Source organism: Aeromicrobium sp. UC242_57 (genome assembly GCF_044452305.1).
Classification (GTDB): domain Bacteria; phylum Actinomycetota; class Actinomycetes; order Propionibacteriales; family Nocardioidaceae; genus Aeromicrobium.
Window position 1 is genome coordinate 519,573 of sequence record NZ_JBIOAM010000005.1, and the last position, 18,945, is coordinate 538,517.

General features: G+C 66.1%; 19 protein-coding genes and 4 pseudogenes. 1 reads left to right on the forward strand and 22 read right to left on the reverse strand.

The window, feature by feature from the left end; genetic code table 11:
- Positions 1–2 precede the first annotated feature (2 nt).
- The 8 genes and pseudogenes from ACHMWU_RS24710 to ACHMWU_RS24745 all read right to left on the reverse strand — a co-directional run bounded on the left by ACHMWU_RS24710 (position 3) and on the right by ACHMWU_RS24745 (position 6,218).
- Positions 3–1,544, reverse strand: a complete 1,542-nt coding sequence (locus ACHMWU_RS24710; protein WP_396048005.1) for a Re/Si-specific NAD(P)(+) transhydrogenase subunit alpha — start codon at positions 1,542–1,544, stop codon at positions 3–5.
- 55 nt (positions 1,545–1,599) lie between these two features.
- Positions 1,600–2,886, reverse strand: a complete 1,287-nt coding sequence (locus ACHMWU_RS24715; RefSeq protein WP_396048007.1) for an FG-GAP-like repeat-containing protein — start codon at positions 2,884–2,886, stop codon at positions 1,600–1,602.
- 193 nt (positions 2,887–3,079) lie between these two features.
- A pseudogene (locus ACHMWU_RS24720) lies at positions 3,080–3,250 on the reverse strand (hypothetical protein); the annotation flags it as partial.
- Positions 3,207–3,593, reverse strand: a pseudogene (locus ACHMWU_RS24725) (FG-GAP repeat domain-containing protein); the annotation flags it as partial. The pseudogenes ACHMWU_RS24720 and ACHMWU_RS24725, both read right to left, overlap by 44 nt.
- A gap of 113 nt (positions 3,594–3,706) precedes the next feature.
- Positions 3,707–4,045: an amidohydrolase family protein gene (locus ACHMWU_RS24730; RefSeq protein WP_396048009.1), complete on the reverse strand. Its 339-nt coding sequence runs from the start codon at positions 4,043–4,045 to the stop codon at positions 3,707–3,709.
- Positions 4,046–4,169: 124 nt separating this feature from the next.
- Positions 4,170–5,297 (reverse strand): annotated as a pseudogene (locus ACHMWU_RS24735) (amidohydrolase); the annotation flags it as partial.
- Positions 5,298–5,406: 109 nt separating this feature from the next.
- Entirely contained in the window at positions 5,407–5,763 is a 357-nt protein-coding gene (locus tag ACHMWU_RS24740) for an SDR family NAD(P)-dependent oxidoreductase (protein ID WP_396048011.1), read from the reverse strand.
- Positions 5,721–6,218 carry an SDR family NAD(P)-dependent oxidoreductase gene (locus tag ACHMWU_RS24745; protein ID WP_396048013.1) on the reverse strand — a complete coding sequence of 166 codons (498 nt, stop codon included), beginning with the start codon at positions 6,216–6,218 and terminating at the stop codon, positions 5,721–5,723. The genes ACHMWU_RS24740 and ACHMWU_RS24745 overlap by 43 nt, the downstream gene beginning before the upstream one ends.
- Before the next feature lie 339 nt (positions 6,219–6,557).
- Between ACHMWU_RS24745 and ACHMWU_RS24750 the strand changes: the two genes are divergently transcribed.
- Positions 6,558–6,914, forward strand: a complete 357-nt coding sequence (locus ACHMWU_RS24750; RefSeq protein ID WP_396048015.1) for a hypothetical protein — start codon at positions 6,558–6,560, stop codon at positions 6,912–6,914.
- Positions 6,915–7,177: 263 nt separating this feature from the next.
- On the opposite strand, the gene ACHMWU_RS24755 is transcribed toward ACHMWU_RS24750, so the two are convergent.
- The 14 genes and pseudogenes from ACHMWU_RS24755 to ACHMWU_RS24820 form a co-directional block, all read right to left on the reverse strand.
- Positions 7,178–8,206 (reverse strand): hypothetical protein, encoded by a 1,029-nt coding sequence (locus tag ACHMWU_RS24755; RefSeq protein ID WP_396048017.1) that lies wholly within the window; start codon positions 8,204–8,206, stop codon positions 7,178–7,180.
- Positions 8,169–8,882: a hypothetical protein gene (locus ACHMWU_RS24760; protein ID WP_396048019.1), complete on the reverse strand. Its 714-nt coding sequence runs from the start codon at positions 8,880–8,882 to the stop codon at positions 8,169–8,171. Before ACHMWU_RS24760 ends, ACHMWU_RS24755 begins: the two co-directional genes overlap by 38 nt.
- A gap of 135 nt (positions 8,883–9,017) precedes the next feature.
- Positions 9,018–9,956: a DUF3387 domain-containing protein gene (locus tag ACHMWU_RS24765; RefSeq protein WP_396049209.1), complete on the reverse strand. Its 939-nt coding sequence runs from the start codon at positions 9,954–9,956 to the stop codon at positions 9,018–9,020.
- Positions 9,868–10,353 carry a UvrB domain 3-containing protein gene (locus ACHMWU_RS24770; RefSeq protein WP_396048021.1) on the reverse strand — a complete coding sequence of 162 codons (486 nt, stop codon included), beginning with the start codon at positions 10,351–10,353 and terminating at the stop codon, positions 9,868–9,870. The genes ACHMWU_RS24765 and ACHMWU_RS24770 overlap by 89 nt, the downstream gene beginning before the upstream one ends.
- A complete protein-coding gene (locus tag ACHMWU_RS24775) occupies positions 10,350–12,209 on the reverse strand; it encodes a type I restriction endonuclease subunit R (protein WP_396048024.1) in 1,860 nt (619 codons plus the stop codon). Before ACHMWU_RS24775 ends, ACHMWU_RS24770 begins: the two co-directional genes overlap by 4 nt.
- Before the next feature lie 33 nt (positions 12,210–12,242).
- Entirely contained in the window at positions 12,243–13,418 is a 1,176-nt protein-coding gene (locus ACHMWU_RS24780; protein ID WP_396048026.1) for a restriction endonuclease subunit S, read from the reverse strand.
- A complete protein-coding gene (locus ACHMWU_RS24785; RefSeq protein ID WP_396048028.1) occupies positions 13,411–13,773 on the reverse strand; it encodes an N-6 DNA methylase in 363 nt (120 codons plus the stop codon). The genes ACHMWU_RS24780 and ACHMWU_RS24785 overlap by 8 nt, the downstream gene beginning before the upstream one ends.
- A complete protein-coding gene (locus tag ACHMWU_RS24790; protein WP_396048030.1) occupies positions 13,724–13,972 on the reverse strand; it encodes an N-6 DNA methylase in 249 nt (82 codons plus the stop codon). The genes ACHMWU_RS24785 and ACHMWU_RS24790 overlap by 50 nt, the downstream gene beginning before the upstream one ends.
- 13 nt (positions 13,973–13,985) lie before the next feature.
- Entirely contained in the window at positions 13,986–14,480 is a 495-nt protein-coding gene (locus tag ACHMWU_RS24795) for an N-6 DNA methylase (protein WP_396048032.1), read from the reverse strand.
- A gap of 117 nt (positions 14,481–14,597) precedes the next feature.
- Positions 14,598–14,966, reverse strand: a pseudogene (locus ACHMWU_RS24800) (type I restriction-modification system subunit M N-terminal domain-containing protein); the annotation flags it as partial.
- 63 nt (positions 14,967–15,029) lie between these two features.
- Positions 15,030–15,584 (reverse strand): hypothetical protein, encoded by a 555-nt coding sequence (locus ACHMWU_RS24805; RefSeq protein WP_396048034.1) that lies wholly within the window; start codon positions 15,582–15,584, stop codon positions 15,030–15,032.
- 28 nt (positions 15,585–15,612) lie between these two features.
- Entirely contained in the window at positions 15,613–16,884 is a 1,272-nt protein-coding gene (locus ACHMWU_RS24810) for a hypothetical protein (protein WP_396048036.1), read from the reverse strand.
- Positions 16,885–17,408: 524 nt separating this feature from the next.
- Positions 17,409–17,669 (reverse strand): hypothetical protein, encoded by a 261-nt coding sequence (locus tag ACHMWU_RS24815; RefSeq protein ID WP_396048038.1) that lies wholly within the window; start codon positions 17,667–17,669, stop codon positions 17,409–17,411.
- Positions 17,670–17,987: 318 nt separating this feature from the next.
- Positions 17,988–18,893, reverse strand: coding sequence for a 1,4-dihydroxy-2-naphthoyl-CoA synthase (locus ACHMWU_RS24820; protein WP_396048040.1), 906 nt, complete (start codon positions 18,891–18,893; stop codon positions 17,988–17,990).
- Positions 18,894–18,945: the final 52 nt, after the last annotated feature.

Below are 18,945 nucleotides of genomic sequence, written 5' to 3' on the forward strand. Positions count from 1 at the left end.
CCCTACTTCGAGAACATGCTGAGCATGCGACGGGTCACGGCGAATCCGCCGAAGACGTTGATACTGGCCAGCAGGATCGCGATGAACGCCAGCACCCGGATGACGGTGTCGTTCTCGGTGCCGTCGACTCCGATCTGCAGCATCGCGCCGACCACGATGATGCCGCTGATCGCGTTGGTCACCGACATCAGTGGCGTGTGCAGCGCGTGGTGCACCTTGCCGATGACGTAGTAGCCGATCACGATCGCGAGCGTCAGCACCGTGAAGTGCTGCGGCAGCGGTGCGGGAGCATACGCATTGACCAGGAACAGCGCGAGGATGCCGATGCCGACCAGGGTCAACTTCTTGCTCTGCGTCATGGGCTGCTTGGCGGGCTTGGGCTCGACGGCCGCGACGGGGGCGGCAGCCGGAGCGGCGGACACCTGTACTGGCGGGGGCGGCCACGTCGTCTCACCGGCACGCACCACCGTGATGGTGCGCTGCACGACGTCCTCGAAGTCGAGGACCAGCTGGCCGTCCTTGGCCGGGTCAGCAAGCTTCATCAGGTTGACCAGGTTGGTGCCGTACAGCTGGGAGGCCTGCGTGGGCAGACGACCCGCGAGGTCGGTGTAGCCCAGGATCGTGACGCCATTGGCCGTGACGACGGCTTCGCCGGGCTTCGAGCCGACGACGTTGCCGCCGTTGGCCGCGGCCATGTCGACGATGACGCTGCCCGACTTCATCGACGCGACGTCGTCGGCGGTGATGAGGATCGGAGCGGCGCGGCCCGGGATCAGGGCCGTCGTGATGATGATGTCGACGTCGGCGGCCTGCTCGGAGTAGATCTCCGCCGCACGGGCGTCATAGGCCTCGGACGTCGCCTTGGCGTAGCCGTCGGTCGACTGCTCGGTCTCGACCTCGACCTCGAGGTACTCACCGCCCAGCGACTTGACCTGGTCGGCGACCTCGGCCCGCGGGTCGGTGGCGCGGACGATCGCGCCGAGGCTGTTGGCCGTGCCGATCGCGGCCAGGCCGGCGACGCCGACACCCGCGACGAGCACCTTGGCCGGCGGAACCTTGCCGGCGGCGGTGATCTGACCGGTGAAGAAGCGGCCGAAGACGTTGGCGGCCTCGACGACGGCGCGGTAGCCGGCGATGTTGGCCATCGAGCTGAGCACGTCCATCGACTGCGCGCGCGAGATGCGGGGCACCGCGTCCATCGCCAGCACCGTGATGGGTCGGGTCGAGAGCTGCTCGACGAGCTCGGGGTTCAAGGCAGGGCTGATCAGGCTGATCAGGGTGGCGCCGTCGGCAAGCTGGCCGATCTCGTCGGTGCTCGGCGCGTTGACCTTGAACACGATGTCGCTGCGCCACACGTCAGCCGTGCTGCCGATCGTTGCGCCGGCAGCGGTGTACGCCTCGTCCGTGAAGGACGACTTCACGCCTGCACCCGACTCGACCGACACCTGATAGCCAAGGCCGATCAGCTGGGCGACCGTCGCGGGGGTGGCAGCAACCCGCGTCTCACCCGCAACCGACTCCGAAACCACTCCGATGATGCTCATTCGGCGAACGTTATCTGCTCGTCACACGACCCGACCACCCAGTGAGACCTGCGTCTCATTGGGTGGTCGGGTCGCGATCAGCCGGAAGCTTACCGCTTGATGGTGCGGCTCTTCGTGACGGCGGCCGATCCGGCCTTCGTCGCGGGAGCCGAGACGCGCCAGAACGTTTTGCCCTTCGGTGCCTTGATCGTGACCGTCGCACGGTTCTTGGAGTTGATCCGGTAGGTCGAGACGGTCCTCCAGGAGCACTTCGGCGAGGACGTCGAGCACGTCCACTTCTCGGCTGGACCTTGCGGCTGAAGCCCGGGCTGACCGTGACGGTGCTCTTGATCGCCTGCTTCTTCTTGAGCTTCTTGGTCGAGGTCGAGAAGTCCTTGATCGCACTGCGGGTCGTGATGACGGTCGACGCCTTGGCGGCACCTGACGTCACCGTGTAGGTGCCGGACTCAGTCGAGCTGACCTTGATCGAGCCCGCGAAGCGACCCGCTGTCGAGGTCGGCACCAGGCTGACATTGCCGACGTTCTTGACCGCGCCCGTACGGGCGGTCTTGAACGTGACCTGCGCCGAGCGTGCGGTCGTTCCGGTGACACCCGTGAGATCGACCGCGAGCGTGGTCTTTGCACCGATCGCTGCCGTGCTGGATCCCGAGACCTTCAGCGTGCCGGTGGCCGCGGCGCCGCCGCCATGACGTGCGTAGATCGCCACAGTGTTCTGGTCGAACGAGCCGAATGCCATCTCGTTGGTGCCGTTGCCGTCGAAGTCGGCGACGACAGCGCCGCCCGACTGACCCATGCCGGGCGCGGAAGTAGTCGTGGAGTCATAGTCCTCGAGCACGTGGGTCTTGAATGCGCCAGTGCCGGTCTGCTCGATCCAGAACAGACGACGATCGCCGTCACCTGACAGCGTCAGGTCGATGTCGCCGTCACCGTCGAGGTCACCGCTGCCGAAGACGCCGGGGGCCGCTTGACCGTTCGCGGCCCGCGGGCTGAACGGTCCGGCGATGGTCTTGGCGGTCCACGGCTGGGTCAGGTTCGAGGTCGGGGTGAGCTCGAAGACGCCGCCTGGAGGGGTCGTCTCAGGGTGCGACAGGTGATTGGTGCCGACCCAGCGGTCGACGCCGTCACCACGGAAGTTCGGCACGAGCTTGATCTGGAAGCCCGGGCCCTGCTCCGACGAGATCGCACGCATCTCGAAGTTGGCCGACGTCAGGGCGCCGTCGGTCGGGCTGCCCTTCTGCTTGAGCCACAGGTAGGACGGCTGACCGTCGCCGAAGTACTGCGCCGAGACGATGTGCGAGCTTGCCGTCCTTGTCGACGTCGAAGACGACCGGCAGGCTGCCACCGTTGGTGGCCAACGTGACAGCAGGATCGAAGGTACGCTCGCCCGTGATGGGGGTGATCCGGCCCTTGAAGTAGTGGAGCTCGACAATGTCGTCGGCCTTGTCGCGCGGCGCGTGTCCCTGCTCGCCGGTCGTGATCAAGTCCTTGACTCCGTCGCCATCGAGGTCGGCGAACTGGACTCCGTGATACGAGAACGGGCTGCCGGTCACGACGTCGTGACGCACGAAGGCATTGCCTTCGCCCTTGTTCTCCCACCAGGTGAGCGAACCGCGGGTCTTCGGGCTCCCAGCTGGGGATGGGCTTGTACGTGTCGAAGAAGTAGCCGGCGGGAACGATGATGTCGGTCTTGCCGTCACCGTTGACATCGGCGAGCGTGGGCTGGTTCGGGACCGTGATGTTGTCGCTCTCTGTCACGACCGGCACCTTGGTCCAGCGCTTGAGGTCGGCGCCGGGGCGATAAATCTGCACCGTTCCGCCATCTGGCGGCGACACGGCCGGCGGCGTGCCGAGGAAGGCACCGTAGCCCGTCACCACCAGATCTTGCTTGCCAGAGCCGAAGACGTCGCCGGCGACGCTGAAGGCGGCGCCGACCACCTTGGTGTCGACGTTGATCCTGGAGAACTCGGCCGGGCTTGCCGGGTCGGTGGGAGGGGCCGCTTGGGCGGCCACCGTTCCAAGGACGAGCGCTGTGCTGCTGCCGATGATCATGGCTGCCAGCGCGGGTGAGAGACGGGTCACGTTGATCCTCTTCCTCGGGGGCGCTCCGCAGCGCCGGTAGGACGAACCATATATGATATCTCCCACGTTCGGGAAGTACGTAACTAGTTGCTCTTGCCGACGATTCTGCGGAACACCGTGACGCCCTCCTTGATCGTCTCCAGCACGTGGATGTCTCGCACGGCTTCGAGAGACACTTTCAGCGGATCGGCCGACAGCACGACCAGATCGGCCAGCAGACCCACGGCGATCCGCCCCTTGCGCTGCTCCTCGAACACCTGGTGCGCCGGTCCCACGGTCAACGCGCGCAATGCCGCGTAGGCATCCACGCGCTGATCGTCGCCGAGGGTGACGCCACTGCGCGTCGTCCGCGCCATCGACGTCCACAGGAGCAGGAACGGGTCGAGCGGCGTGACCGAGAAATCGGTGTGGTTCGACACCATGAGCCCCTGTCGATCGCCGACCGCATCGGACTGATGAATGCCGCCTTGCCAAGGCCGATGTTGGCGGCATGCACATCACCCCAGAAGAAGACGTGGTTGGTGAAATAGCTCGGGAGGATGCCAAGCCGACGTAGTCGTCGAGATGATCGGGACGCTGGAACTGTGAATGGATCGCTACCGGACGGCGATCATCCGATGCGGCGGTCCCCATCGCCCGCACCGCGCGGATGAGATCGTCGATCGCCGCATCGCCATTGGTGTGCGTGAAGACCTGCACCCCGGAGTCGAAGGCCTGCTGTACCGCGGCTGCGAGGACGTCGTACGGGAACGTCGGCTCTCCCACCCAGTCGACCTGACCCGACGGCCCACCGGTCAGATAGGGCTCGGTGACATAGGCCGTCTTGCCCTGCGGCGACCCGTCGTGGATAACCTTCACCCCGGCGACCCGGAATCCGTCCTGGTAGTCGTCGGTCGGGTAGGCAGGATCTGCGATCCACGTGCCGGCCTCCAGGAAGGAGCCGAGCGCGACCACATCGAGGTAGAGCCGACCCTCCGAGGCCGCCCGAACGAAGAAGTCGAGATCTTCGCCGGTCGTGAAGCCGTCCTGAGCATGGGTGTAGCCCTGCGAGGCATACAGCTGCTGCACCGCGTCGAGCATCCCGAGCCGTTCCTCCACACTCGGGCGCGGCACGGCTTCAGCCACGAAGTGCAAGAAGGCCGTTTCCATCAACAACCCGGCTGGCTGATTCGTGTCGCCAACTCGGGCGATGACCCCACCGACAGGCGTCGGAGTCGACGCGTCGACGCCTACCGCCGCCAATGCCGCCGATCCGAGCACCGCACCGTGCTTGGAAGCCAGGACCAGCACGATCTTGTGGTCCGGAAACCGCTCGTCGAGATCGGCTGCGGTGATGTGACGCCGTTCGGCCAGCTCGTCCTGGTCATAGCCCCAACCGACGATCCAGCCGCCTGCGGGAACACGACGGTCGACCCGAAACTCCTCCAGTGCGTCGAGGACGTCGGCGATGGATCGGACCGTGCCTACTGGCGGGGCGGCGACGTTGACCTGGTCGACCAGGTCGAAGCCGGCAACCAGGTGGCTGTGGGCGTCGACAAACCCCGGCAGCAGAGCACGTCCGTCGAGATCACGCACCTCGGCGTCAGGGAACCGTCGATGCGCTTCTGCTCGATCGCCGACGAATGCGATCAGCCCCTGCTGCGCCACGACGGCTTCGGCGGTAGCTCGGGACACCGCCGTCCATCGTCAGGATCTGGCCGTTGACGTAGATCGTGTCGCGATGGTCGCCACGGCGCCGGACGGTTCGTCATGCGGCTCTCCTGTGGTTGCTCTGATGGTCAGCTCACCGCGCGGGATCGGGGCGTCGGGGCTCGCGGTCGACACCTCGCGGCAGATGCCTGATCGCGAATGCTGCGAACCGGTTGCCGCGACCCGGCACGACGAGGAAGCCCCGGCGTCGTCGCAACGCGCGCAGCAGATCATCGGCGACCTCGTCGGCGGTCATCGTGCTGGCCTTCTCCTCCGCAGCGAGGACCTCGGCGGGCTTGTAGAGATTCTCGGTCGCAAAGCCCGGTGTGAGGGTGTTCGGCGGGCAAAGGACCAGCACCCGCACCCCGTACGGCTCGACCTCCCGTCGCAGCGCTTCGGAGAAGCCGATCACCCCGAACTTCGTCGCGCTGTAGACGGTGTAACCGAACACTCCCGCCAGTCCGGCCAGCGACGAGGTCGTGACGAGGTCGTGACGATCGTCCCGCCCCTGGCAGCCTGCAGATGTGGGGCCACGGCTCGGGCCAGATTGATCGTGCCGAGAAGGTTGACCTCGACCATGCCTCGGACGTCCTCGGGCGGGATCTCGCCCAGCCAGCCCGGACGCGCATAGCCAGCGGTGTTCACGACGACATCCGGCGTGCCGTGGACCGCCACCAAGCCGTCGATCGTCCGCGTCGTCTCACCTGCGTCGGTGATGTCGATGCTGCGCGACACGAGCGTCTGACCAGGCTTCTGTCGCAGCTCGTCGAGTCGCTTCGAGGCTGCGGCCAGCTTCTTCTCCGAGCGTGACATCACCACGACGTCGTCGCCCCGGCTCGCGAGGCGCTGCGCGACAGCCGACCCGATCCCTTCGGACCCACCGACGACGAAGCTGAGTCTGCTCACGTGCCCCACACTACGAGGTCTCAATCTCGCTGCACGGCGGCCGACCCTGCGGTTTCGGCTATTTCCCGTACTCCTGCACCCCCTCGACAGATGAACTGTCTCCACTCGTCATCTCGTCATCCGCCGACCGCTCCCGCGGCGCACAGCCAGGAGCAGCCCGCATGGCCCTGTCGTTCCTCGCCCCCTCCGTCGCCCGGATCGCCGCCGTGGCCCTCGCACCCGGTGGGCTCGCACTGGTCGGCACCTCGCCGACGTCCGACTTGGTGCCGATCGGCGGACGCGGACTTCGCAGTGCGACCGGTGTCAGCGGTGGCCTCGGCGTCAAGCTCGCCGGCAGCTGTGTCATCACCGCTGCTCGCGGCACCGATCCCCAACCTGTTCGACACACCGTCCGTCAGCCAGACCGTGACGGCCTACCGCGGACCGCACGGCACGTTGACGTTCAGCACCAAGGCGAAGAAGCCCACGGTGGGCAAGACGTACCGAGCGCGCACCACGGGCAGCGCTGCGGGCCTGCGCGTGACGTTCAAGGCCCTGACCTCGGCGTGCAAGGTCAACGCGTCGGGCCGGGTGACGTTCCGCAAGGCGGGCACCTGCGTGCTGACGGCCTCGCAGACCGGCACGGCCGACTACTACCCGTCCAACACCGCGATCCAGACCATCACGGTGAAGAAGGAGCCGAAGAAGCGGCGCTGATCCCTCGCCCCTCAGCCGAGGCGCGGACGGGGACTCAGTAGTACCAGGGGAAGTCGGCACGGGCGTTGTGGCAGTTGCTGGCGACTACCGGTTGCGACGTGAACCCTCGGTCTGACCTGCACAAACGCTCCTTGCTCGGCGCTGGCCGTCGCTGGCTCATTCTGGCAGCTGTTGAACTTCTTGCGGACTTTTCTGCGGACCGAGCCGACTGCGAGTTCCCCCCAGCACCGTGCCCGGGGCGGGTCAGTTCGTCCTGGTGTTCGTCAGATGCACGCCGATGTAGCCGATGTACGCCTTCTTGGTCTTGGCGACGTCGGCGGCGTAGTACATGCGCGGCGCGTTCTGATCGCGGTGGGTCGGGGCGAAGTGGGTCGCCATGAAGACCTCGCCCGACGGCTCGAACGCCACGGGCACGGGGAAGGTCCGCTCGCGTCGCATCCTCGCGTTGTTCTGCACGGTGTCGCTCTCGCCAGCCTTGTGGCGCTGAGTCGGACACTTTCGCCCGCGCACCTCCGAGGAGTTGAGGTACATGTGAGATTGCCGCTGAAGCCGTGTTCGACGCACTCGATCATGTAGTCACGCAGGACGAGCACGTACTCCCAGAACGACGACGCGTACGTCCCACTCGGGTCGGCGGCATCGATCTGGTCCGCGCGATCGATCGCCTTCTCGACATCGGTCAGCTCGACGTACTGCAGGATGTCCCCGAAGTTCGCCTCGTCCGTCAGCCGTTCGACGATCTCCGCGACACTCAGCGGATCGGTCTCCCACGGCATGACCGCTTCGTCGACGTAGGTGAACTGGTCCGCACGCTCTGCCCGCCACCGCTCCAGGGAGCGGGTCTTCTTCTCGGCCGCGCGGCGACTGTCCTCTGCAAGAGCTCGTTCGAGTTGCTCGGCCTCCAGCTGGCGCCGCAAGTCACCGACCTGGTCCTCAAGCCGCTCACGCTCGGCCTGCAGGTTCTCGGCGTTCTTGGCGGACGCCACGGCGACGGCCTCCTGCTGTTCGAACTTGTCAGCAATCGCCTGAAGTGCAGCGTCATCGATGGTGTCGCGGCCCACGATCCGGCCCACGAGACCCTTGAGCTTGTCCAGCCACGAGGGCGTGAAGTCTTCGGGGATCGGCGTCTCAACGACATCTGCAGCGACGACTTCGGCCGACGGTTCCTGAGCAAGTTCGTCGAGCCGGATCGACTCAGGCTTGATCCGCTCACGCTGGAGAACCCGGACCGTTCGGGTGAGTTCCGCAGGAAGGTCAGCGTCGAGCAGGTTCAGCCGCGGAGTCGTAGCCACGGCTCGAATCAGTCGCTCGGTGAACTTCAGGCTCGGCTTGAGCCCTTCGCTCATCGTCTTTCGCCGTCAGGATGCGGTGCCGTCGAGCATCTGCCCAGTCGCCCATATCGACGCGCGGAACGAAGGTGCGGACGGCGCCGGCCGGTACAGCATGAGTGGAGCCAAGCCGCGCGTTCAGAGCGTCGGCAGCAGCCGGTTCGAGCACGAAGAACGACGCGCAGCCGACGGCGTCCCGTGTGAGCGATCCGATCGCCTGAGCCCACTTCGCCGTGGAGACGCCAGGCACCGGCGCCGCGACAACAACAGACAGGTCGCGATCCTCGTCTTCGATGAAGCTGATGAGTTCGTCGACATCGTCCAGCCGTACCGTGCGCGGCTCGCTGAGCACGGGTACCGGCCCGTCGAACGCGTCGACCGCCTGTAGCGTCCTGCGGACAACCCGCGGAGTCGCGGGTTGGACCGGAGATCCATCGGGCCGCATGCCCTCGCTCTCGAACCAGAGCACCTGCTTCAACCGACGCGAACCTGGGGCGGACGTCGCATAGAGCCTCGTCGTCCACGTCCCGTGTTCGTTGGTCTCGACGTATTCCAGCAGGAGGCGGAGGAGGCCTTCCTCGCCCTGCTCGATCACCGTCAGCAAGGAGTCCCGGCCCGAGCCGGTAGGTGCCTGGGCCATCCCAGTCGGCCGTCTTGACGCTCTTACGCGAGTCACGCACCATCTCGACGAGCCAGCTGCGGAACTGTTCCTTCGCAACCCGGATCGCGTCCTCACGATCGTCGAGTTGGATGATCGAGCGATACCCGACGGCCATCACAGCCCTCCCTTGAGATCGCGGGCCGCCACGAAGCTCGGTGCCATGCTTTCCATCTGCTCGATGACGAGCCTGATCGCCTCGGGCTGCTTGTCAGGCGGGTACTTGTACTTCACAAGCAGTCGCTTGATCGACGAGCGGAGCTTGGCGCGTACGTCATCGCGGACGGTCCAATCGGTCTTGATGTCGCGGCGCATGACGCCGACCAGCTCGCGTGCGATCTCGGCGAGAATGTCCTCGCCCTGGAGCTCGACGGCGGACTCGTTGGATGACACCGCGTCGTAGAACGCAAGCTCGTCGGAGTTCAGAGGCGGCGTGAAGTGCGCTCCGCGGTTGCCCTCGGCCGCAACCTCCTTAGCCAACTCGATCAGCTCGGCGATGACCTCCGCCGAGGTCAACTGCTGGTTGGTGTACTTGTTCATCAGCTCGCGGAGCTTCTCGGAGAACGCGCGGTGCCGCACAAGGTTGCGGCTCGTCGCCTTCGTGCTCTCCTCGGTCAATAGATCGCGCAACGCCTCGATCGCCAGGTGCGGGTGCTCGGCCTGCAGGGTCTTGGCGACGAACTCCGGACCGAGCTGCGACAGCGACGGCTTGGGCATCCCAGCCGCCTCGTAGATGTCGATCACGTCTCCAGTCTCGGTCGAGCTGGCGACGAGGCTCGACAGCAGACGCTGGATCTCCTCCGGGACTGGCCGACCCTGTGCCTGCCGCTCCTGGGCATCGAACTTGCCCATCCAGACCCGCACTTCCTCATAGAACTTCGCCGTCGGGCGGAGGTCTTCGAGGGTCTGCGAGCCCGCGGCCAGCGCCCATGCGCGGGCCAACTGATTCGCGAACTTCCGGAACCGATCAACCAGCGCTGTCTCTCCCTCGCCCGGCTGGTTGCCGGGCGTCGCGGGCGAGCGGAGGTAGTTGGTCAGTCCGACAGCGGCCTTGATCCGGCTGCGTGCATCGCCTTGGGAGCTGCTGACGCCACGGGTATCCAGCGCACACCTCGTCCAACGAAGCGATCAGCTGCCGTGCGAGGACTGCCGCCTCGTCGATGTTGCGGCCGACCGGCCTCTTGGCCTGGTCGCTCTCGGTGTACTCGGCGAGTGCCTTGCTCAGGTTCTCGACCAGCGGCGCGTACGCCACCAGCAGGCCATCGGGCTTGCCGCGGAAGGTGCGGTTGACCCGCGCCAACGTCTGCATCAGGAGCGCACCTTTGAGCGGGCGGTCGAGGTAGAGCGTGTGAAGAGGCGGCGCATCGAAGCCCGTGAGCATCATGTCCTTGACGATGACGATCTGGAGCGGGTCCTCAGCGTCCTTGAGCCGCTTCTGGATGACCTTGTTCAAGGCCTCGCGGCGAACGTGCTTGGCAACGACGCCCTTGTCAGACGCAGAGCCTGAGTAGACGACCTTGACGACGCCCTTGTCGACAGAGTCGTCGTGCCAGTCGGGCCACAGCTTGATGATCTCCTCGTAGAGGTTCGCGCAGATCTCACGCGTTGCACCGACGATGAATGCCTTGCCGGGCGATTCGATGAACGAGACCATCGCGGCCGACCGCTTCTCCCAGTGCTCAACGATGTCCTTGGCCAGCGCCTCCAGCCGCGCGGGTGCGCCGTACATCGCGTTGATGACGGCCACGGACTTCTCGACTCGTTCGCGCTCGACCTCGTCGAGGCCGGTGACCGCCTCGTCCGCAGCCGCGTCAAGCCGTCCTCGGTCACCTCGCCCGCGAGCTTGACGGCGACAAGGCGGGGCTCGAAGTAGACGGGCACAGTCGCGCCATCGGCCACGGCGCGCGTGAGGTCGTAGGTGTCGATGACGCGCCCGAACACCTCCTGGGTGTCGCGCTCCGCGGTCGAGAGCGGCGTGCCGGTGAAGGCGATGAATGCAGCATTGGGGAGCGCATCCCGGATGTGCCGAGCGAAGCCGTCGAGGTCGTCGTAGTGGCTGCGGTGAGCCTCGTCGACGATCACGATGATGTTGCGGCGATCGGTGAGCAGCGGGTGGTCGAGGCCGGCCTCGCGCTCCTTGCCAGTGAGGCCGAACTTTTGCAGCGTCGTGAAGTAGATGCCTCCGGTCACGCGATTGGTGAGTTCGTCGCGCAACTGCTTGCGGGTCGTCACGTTGATCGGGCTCTCGGCCAGGAGCTGCGATCGGTTGAACGCTTCGAACAACTGGCTGTCGAGCTCGGTGCGGTCGGTGACGACGACCAAGGTCGGGTTCTTCAGCTTCGGCTGGCGAGAGACGGCGTGGGCGTAGAGCTCCATCTCCATCGACTTGCCCGAGCCCTGGGTGTGCCACACCACGCCGGCCTTGCCGTTCGACTCAAGGGCGTCGACCGTGGAGCCGACCGCCTTGGTCACCGCGAAGTACTGGTGCGGCTTCGCGATCCTCTTCGCGTAGCCGTCGGCGCCCTCGTCGAAGGCGACGAAGTCGCGCTGGAGTTGGAGGAAGCGCTCCTGGTTGAAGATCCCGGGAACCAGGTCAAACATCTCAACGGTGACCGGCAGCCAGACATCGTCGGGGTCGATGCCCGGCTCGACCATGTCAGCCGGGTCCAAGCGTCCCAGCGGTTTCCCGTCGTCGTCAACGTTCCACGGCGAGTAGTGGTTCAGCGGCGTGAAGGGCGTGCCGTAGCGGGCGTGGATGCCGTCCGAGATGACCGTGAGCACGACGGAGCGGAACGCCATCGGGAACTCGCGGAGGTACGTCGCCAACTGCGCGTGAGCCGATGCGATGCCCGCCGCCTCGGCGCCTGCCCGCTTGAGTTCCGCGATGACGACCGGCAGACCATTGACGTAGAGCACGATGTCGAAGCGACGCTCGACCTCAGCCGAGCGGATCGTCACCTGGTTGACCGCGAGGAACTCGTTGTCGTCGACGTTGTGACTGATGAACCGGATGGTCGGGTTCTGCTCGACACCATCGGAATCGACGTAGGCGATGCCCCGGTAGCCGTCGACCAGGATCTGGTGAAGGCGGAAGTTCTCCGCCAGCGGGTCCTGCGACTTCGGCGCCCGGATCTCAGCGAGGGCCTGGATCAGGAACTCGCCCGGCACGGTTGGGTTCAGCTTCCGCAGCGCGGCCAGCGCCCGGCCCGGCAAGACGATGTCGTCCCACGACTCCCGACCACCATCGGTGCCGGGCGCGACATCCTTGCCCTGCCTCGGTAGCCACCCGTGGAAGGAAAAGCTCGTCAAGCATCTGCTCTTCCCACTCGGCTTCGCTGACCATCACAGCACCTCTTCCACAGTCTTCTCCGCGTCTCTGATGCGGACCTTGCCGGACATCAGCAAGGGCAACAGCCATCGCGAGTCTCGATGAGTTTGAGGTTCTCGACCTCGGGACGCGAGAGCGGCACCCCACAGCCCTGCCATCAGCGCGTCCAATCGCTTGACGTCCTCGGCGCTCGGCACAAGCACCGGCTCGTCAAGGTGACGTCGCTGGATGTGGCCCATAGTGGTCGCCTTGTCAGCGGCGATGGACTTGAACTCGTCTAGCTTGGCGTGCACTGCCTGGTTGACCAGCCACATCGGCCGCGCCGCAGCAGGGATCACCTTGAAGATGTGCTGGTTGACGATGGCCTCCGGGCGGTACCAGCGCGCAGCGGTCAGGGACCCGGACCAGGCAAACAGCAGGTCCCCGGATCGTGCAGTGTTGTCATCCGGCACTTCGATGTCGTTCCGCACCGTCGACCCACCGATTCCGGAGTTGAGTTCTGCGATCCGGATCACGACGCGCCCCATCCCGGTGGCGTCCTTCGTGAAGGCCTTGCCGTTGACGAACCGAGCAAGGGACGACAGCGGTACCTCGTCACCATCGGCGGACGCCGACTGGAAGTGGGCGCGACTGAGATCGTCGGCGACGCGAATCGCCTCCGCGTTGGCGGCGATCTTGTCGTCGAGCGCGCCAAGCACCTCGGCAATTGCCTGCTGCTCAGAAGAGCCGGGCAGGTCAAGACTCAGCGAAGCGATGTCGCCCAGGTTGATGTACGCGGCCATGTCGGTGTTGTTTGCTCGGTGAGATGCCTGACGAACGAACGCCTCCGACTTGAACCAGTACGCCAGGAACCGCGGATGGATCGTGCTGGGGTCAGTAACCCGGAAGAAGCAGAGCTGAGGGCTGTAGACGACCTGTTCCACGTCGGCCGGGAAGATCGCAACCCGACCAACCGTGCCCTTCGTGGTGAGGAGAACATCGCCCGCCTGACTCAGCTCGGATCCGATGGCGCGCTGGTACTCGTCACTAACGAAATCCGGACCGTCGAGGTCGACCCGGCCATCAGCCACATCGGCTACTCGGAGGATTCGGTAGCCAGGCCTTCCGTGCTCCGAACGCTTGGTGCGATACCCATCACCAAACGTGAGCGCCCCTGCCTCCGACAGGGCAGCAATCGTCACCTCAGCCATGGACGCGACCCAACTGCGTCCGCACCACGACTGCGGCGCGCTCCGACGCCTCGAAGGCCGCGAGCAGCTCGGCCGACAGGCGTTCGATCTTGGTGTCGATGTCCTCGCCGTCGCCATCGGACTCGGCGGCGCCGACGTACCGTCCAGGCGTAAGGGCGTAGTCGGCGGCCTTGATCTCCGCAAGCGTGACCGACTTGCAGAAGCCCGGCACGTCGGCGTACTCGGCCGTCGCTGACTTCGTCCCGCGCCAGGCGTGGAACGTGTCGGCGATCTTCTTGATGTCGTTCTCGTCGTCGAGGTCGCGCTCAGCACGGTCGACCATGTAGCCGAGCTCGCGGGCGTCGATGAAGAGCACCTGACCGGAGCGGTCGATGGAGCCCTGCTTGCCCTTCGTCTTGTCCTTGGCGAAGAACCAGAGGCAGACCGGGATGCCGGTGCTGCGGAAGAGCTGGGGTCGGCAGGGCAATCATGCAGGAGACGAGATCGGCCTCGACGATCTGGGATCGGATGTCGCCCTCGCCGTTGGAGTTGGACGACATCGACCCGTTCGCCATGACGACGCCGGCCTTACCGCCCGGTGCGGCTGGACAGGATGTGCTGGATCCAGGCGTAGTTGGCGTTGTTGGCCGGCGGGACGCCGTACTTCCACCGCGGGTCCTCGACGTTGCGGGCCCAGTCCTTGATGTTGAAGGGCGGGTTGGCCATCACGAAGTCCATCTGGAGGTCGGCGTGCTGGTCGCGGGCGAAGGTGTCGCCCCAGCGCGCGCCGAGACCCTTGTTCTCGATGCCGTGGATGGCGAGGTTCATCTTGGCGAGGCGCCAAGTCTCCTCGTTGCCCTCCTGACCGAAGACCGCGATGTCCTTGGGGTCCCCGTCGTGTTCGTGGATGAACTTCTCGGTCTGGACGAACATGCCGCCGGACCCGCAGCACGGGTCGTAGACACGGCCGTGGTTCGGCTCCAGGAGCTCGACGATGACCTTCACGACGGAGGGCGGCGTGAAGAACTCCCCGCCCCGCTTGCCCTCGGCGCGGGCGAAGGCGCCGAGGAAGTATTCGTACACCTCGCCCATCAAATCGCGGGCACGATGCTCACCCTGGCGGCTGAAGCGTGCGTTGTTGAACAGGTCGACGAGCTCGCCGAGACGGCGCTGGTCGATGTTGTCGCGGTTGTAGATGCGCGGCAGGGTGCCGACGAGGGTCGGGTTCTCCTGCATGACCGCGTCCATCGCCGCGTCGATGAGCGCCCCGATCGTCTTGGCCGGTTCGTCACCGATGGCGGGCCTGCCCTTGGCGTTCTCGGACAGGTAGGCCCAGCGGGCCTCCTCTGGAACGACGAAGACGCCGTAGCCCTGGTACTCCTCCGGGTCGTCGATCAGGTCGCCGATCTGTTCGTCGTCGTACCCGTCCGCGAGCAGATCGGAGCGGATGGCCTCGCGGCGCTCGTCGTAGGCGTCGGAGACGTACTTGAGGAAGACGAGACCGAGGATGACGTCCTTGTACTGGCTCGCCGAGAGAGACCCACGGAGCTTGTCGGCGGCCTTCCACAGGGTGTCCTCGGCTCCTTCCTCGTGGAAGGTGCCGTGGTGTCGGTCTTCTTGCGCGGGGGCATGTCAGCCTGCCTTCTTCTCGGTGTCGGGCTCGTCGAGGGTCACTGACCCTGCGGCGACGCCCTGAATCAAACTTGTGACGAGGTCGGCGGCTGCCGCCTCGTGCTTGCGGATCTCGGAGAGATGCTCGTCGACGGCGCCCAGCGCAGCCTCAACGCGCTCGACCTGGTCTGCGGGAAGCCTCGGGATCTGCCAGGTCTTCCATTCGGCGTTGCCGCGCAGGCGATTGATCGTGGCGGCGAGCGCTCGCGGGCCGATCCCAGCGCGTGCCGAGTCGGGTCGCAGGATCCGGCTCGGGGACGCGACGATCGCGCCACCGGTCCCATCAACAATGGCCCTCGGCGGGTTGGTGGAGAACACCACATCGCCCGGCTCGGTGTGAACGGCGGAGCGATAGCGAGAAGCTTCGACCAGGCGGTCGATCCACCGAGGCTCGCCGCGGTCTGCGGTGATGACGCGCACCGAGCCTGCGGGATCGAGATCCTCGTCCGAAATGCGTGAGCCGCTCTGGCGGACGATGAGCCCGGCATCGACCAGTTCGCCGAGCGAGCGGGTCACGTTCGGCCCCGGTGTGCCGGGTCGGGCTTCAGGGAGGTCGAAGCCAGGGATGGGCTCGCGAGTGGCCTGCGCGGGAGCGAAACAAGCGCTCGAATGCTGATGCAGCCTCCCGCGCGGTCGCGGGCTGCGCCCCGATACCGAGCGGAACGACGGTGTCACCGGTCCACACGGCGGCGTACCGCACCGCGCGGCCGTACCGGTACGACCGCGCACCTGTCTGCTCAAGCGCGCCGAGCAAGTCGGCGGCGAGCTCGGGGCCATCGACCAGAGAGCCGGACAGATCCCCAACGACTGCGGCGGCCGCGGAAGTCGCGCCGCGGAGCACCCAAAGACCCAAACTCTGTCGGTGAGCGTCACGCCACAGACCGCGAGGAAGTTTGAAGGATGCGACCAGGGCACACCCGTGATCCTCCGCTCCGGTCCGAAGGGTGTCCTTACGCGCGTCATACAGGTCTCCGCGGAGCCGATCACAGAGGGCAGAGGCGGGGCCGACGATGACGGCGATCTGGCCGGCGTCGAGGCCCACGGCGATCTCGTCGGCAGCATCGAGAGTCGCGCGGTCGTCGAGGCCAGTCAACGCAATCACCTTGACCAGTGGCCCGGCAATCGACTCGACTTGGCGTCCGTCGATCGCGTGGAGCCGAAGCTCTGCGCGCTCGCTGTTGGGACTCGCCGACTCGAATCCAGTTGCCACCGACCTGGCCTGCGGGTCGAGGCGGAGTTCGACCGCGACGCCGTCGGGCCCAAGGAATGTGCGGCACGCATCGGCAAGCTGCTGAAGGAGGGAGACGGCAGCCGCCGTCAGACCGCGGCCACCCTGAGCCGCGCGCGTCATGTACAGCCGATCCAGTGCGTCCGACGGGCCGTACGACGCCTCGTGCAGGCCGTCGACATACGCGGCGAGGTCGTCGGCTGTCGAAAGCCGGATCACTTCGTCCAGCAGGAACGTGTCGTCGGGGTCGACCTCTCGTGCCAATGCGATGCGCTCGTCGGGCGCCAGAGGTGCGAGGTCCTGCCCGACGCTGGCTCGGAGCGCGAGCAGCACGACCGCGTCCTCAACGGCGAGGCCCGCGGGAACAGCCACAGCCGGCGCGTCGAGCCGGGCGCTGGCATTGAGTCCTCGACCAGTCGCCTCCAACCAGTCGATCACCTCGTCGCGGTCGAAGTGTTCGACATCGGCCACCACCGACTTCGGGGAGGGGAAGGGGGTGCTGGCAGACCGCGAGCGCCAGTTGGTGACTGCCTGGCGGGTGACGCTTGCGATGCGGGCGATGTCAGACATCGTGACGAGCGGCTCCACTTTCCCTCCTCCTTCCCTGCTGGTCGACCGGTCGGTCCGGTGATGGGTTAAACGCTAGCCGTTGTTCCGCGTGGAGGGCCGTATCAGTCTGTTTAGCCTCCTAAACAGCGTGCACTCGCGCTGCAGCACCGCGTAGAAGTCACGCTGCGGGCTGTCGTTCTGACGTCGCCCCGCGGCGCCGATCCACCAAGAGCCACGGCTCGGCGGAATCCACTCCGGAAGTTCGGACTCGCGCAGTCGGTCGCGACGGCCCGACGGTCCGAGGTCTTGACCTTGAACCACACGCGATCGGTCAACGAAACGACACGCTCCGCTCCGCTCCGCCAGCGTCACGCTGCTTCGGGACCGCCTGGGCGCCCACAATCACGGGTTCCTCGATCTCCTCAAGAGGCATACCGAGGTCAGGTACATCCACAGCCGGATCAGCAAGACAGCGCCGAGTAGGGCGCACGCTGATCGGATCTGAGGCCATAGGGCGAATCTAGCGGTCTGGTTCGACGCCGGATGCAGACCAAACGGCGAGGCTACTTCGGCAGACCGCCGAGATCGTCGAGTTCGTCGGCAGTCAGGCCGGTCATCATCGAGACGGCAGCGGCGTCGGTGCCGTTGAGCTGACCGAGGGCAACCTTGACAGCGGCGTTGATCTCGTCGCGGTGCGCGTCGATGTACTCGCGCACGGCAGCATCGACGATGTCCTTCTTCGAGCGCGACATGAAGTGAGCTGCGTGCGACACAAGCCCATCAGTGGCGGCGTCGACCTTGATCGGTGCGGTTGCTGTGGCCATGAGTGGATGCTCCTTCAGGTCGGTTGGAACGACCTCGGGTACCAAAATACCACCGGACACCCAAGCCGTCTAATGACCGTAGACGCCCCTTGGTGAAGCCGGTGATTGCCGCCTGCGGGCCGGAACGTGTCCACTGCTTACGCTCGGCGACCCGAGCGGGCGGCGTTGCCGTGGCGAAGCCATCGCGAGCGTAAGCAGTGGAGCAAGCACCTTCGCACGGCCACGCGGGCGTCTGGGAAGATCCTTGCGGACTTTTTGCGGACTACAGGGCCCCCGGGCGACCCTAAACCCCTGCTGACCTGCGGAAACGTCCGAATCTCAGTAATACCAGGGGTACTCGGAGAAGTCGGGGTCACGCTTCTCGAGGAAGGCGTCACGACCTTCCTGGGCCTCGTCGGTCATGTAGGCCAAGCGGGTCGTCTCGCCGAGGAGCACCTGCTGGCCGACGAGACCGTCGTCGATCAGGTTGAACGAGTACTTGAGCATCCGCTGAGCCGTCGGCGACTTGGCATTGATCTTGCGGCCCCACTCGAGCGCCTCGGCCTCGAGCTCGGCGTGCGGGACGACCTTGTTGACCATGCCCATGCGGTGAGCGTCCTCGGCGGAGTACTCGTCACCGAGCAGGAAGATCTCGCGAGCGAACTTCTGGCCCACCTGGCGGGCGAGGTACGCCGAGCCGAAACCACCGTCGAACGAGCCGACGTCGGCATCGGTCTGCTTGAACTTGCCGTGCTCCTTCGACGCGAGCGTGAGGTCGGCGACGACGTGCAGGCTGTGACCGCCGCCCGCCGCCCAGCCGTTGACGACCGCGATGACGATCTTGGGCATGAACCGGATGAGTCGCTGGCACTCGAGGATGTGCAACCGGCCGAGCTTGCCCTTGTCGACCGTCTCGGCCGTCACCCCATCTGCGTACTGGTAGCCGACCTTGCCGCGGATGCGCTGATCGCCGCCGGAGCAGAACGAGTGTCCGCCGTCCTTGGGCGAGGGACCGTTGCCGGTCAGCAGCACGCAACCGACGTCGGACGACATGCGCGCGTGCTCGAGCACCGACAGCAGCTCGTCGACCGTGTGCGGACGGAAGGCGTTGCGCACCTCGGGCCGGTTGAAGGCGATGCGAACCGTTCCGTGGTCGACGGCCCGGTGGTAGGTGAGGTCGGTCAGCCCCTCGAATCCGGGGATCTCTTTCCAGGCGGTCGGGTCGAAGATGTCAGAAACGGTCATGGGCGTGAGGGTATCGCGCGCGAGCGGGCGCCCCGATGTGACATCGCCACTG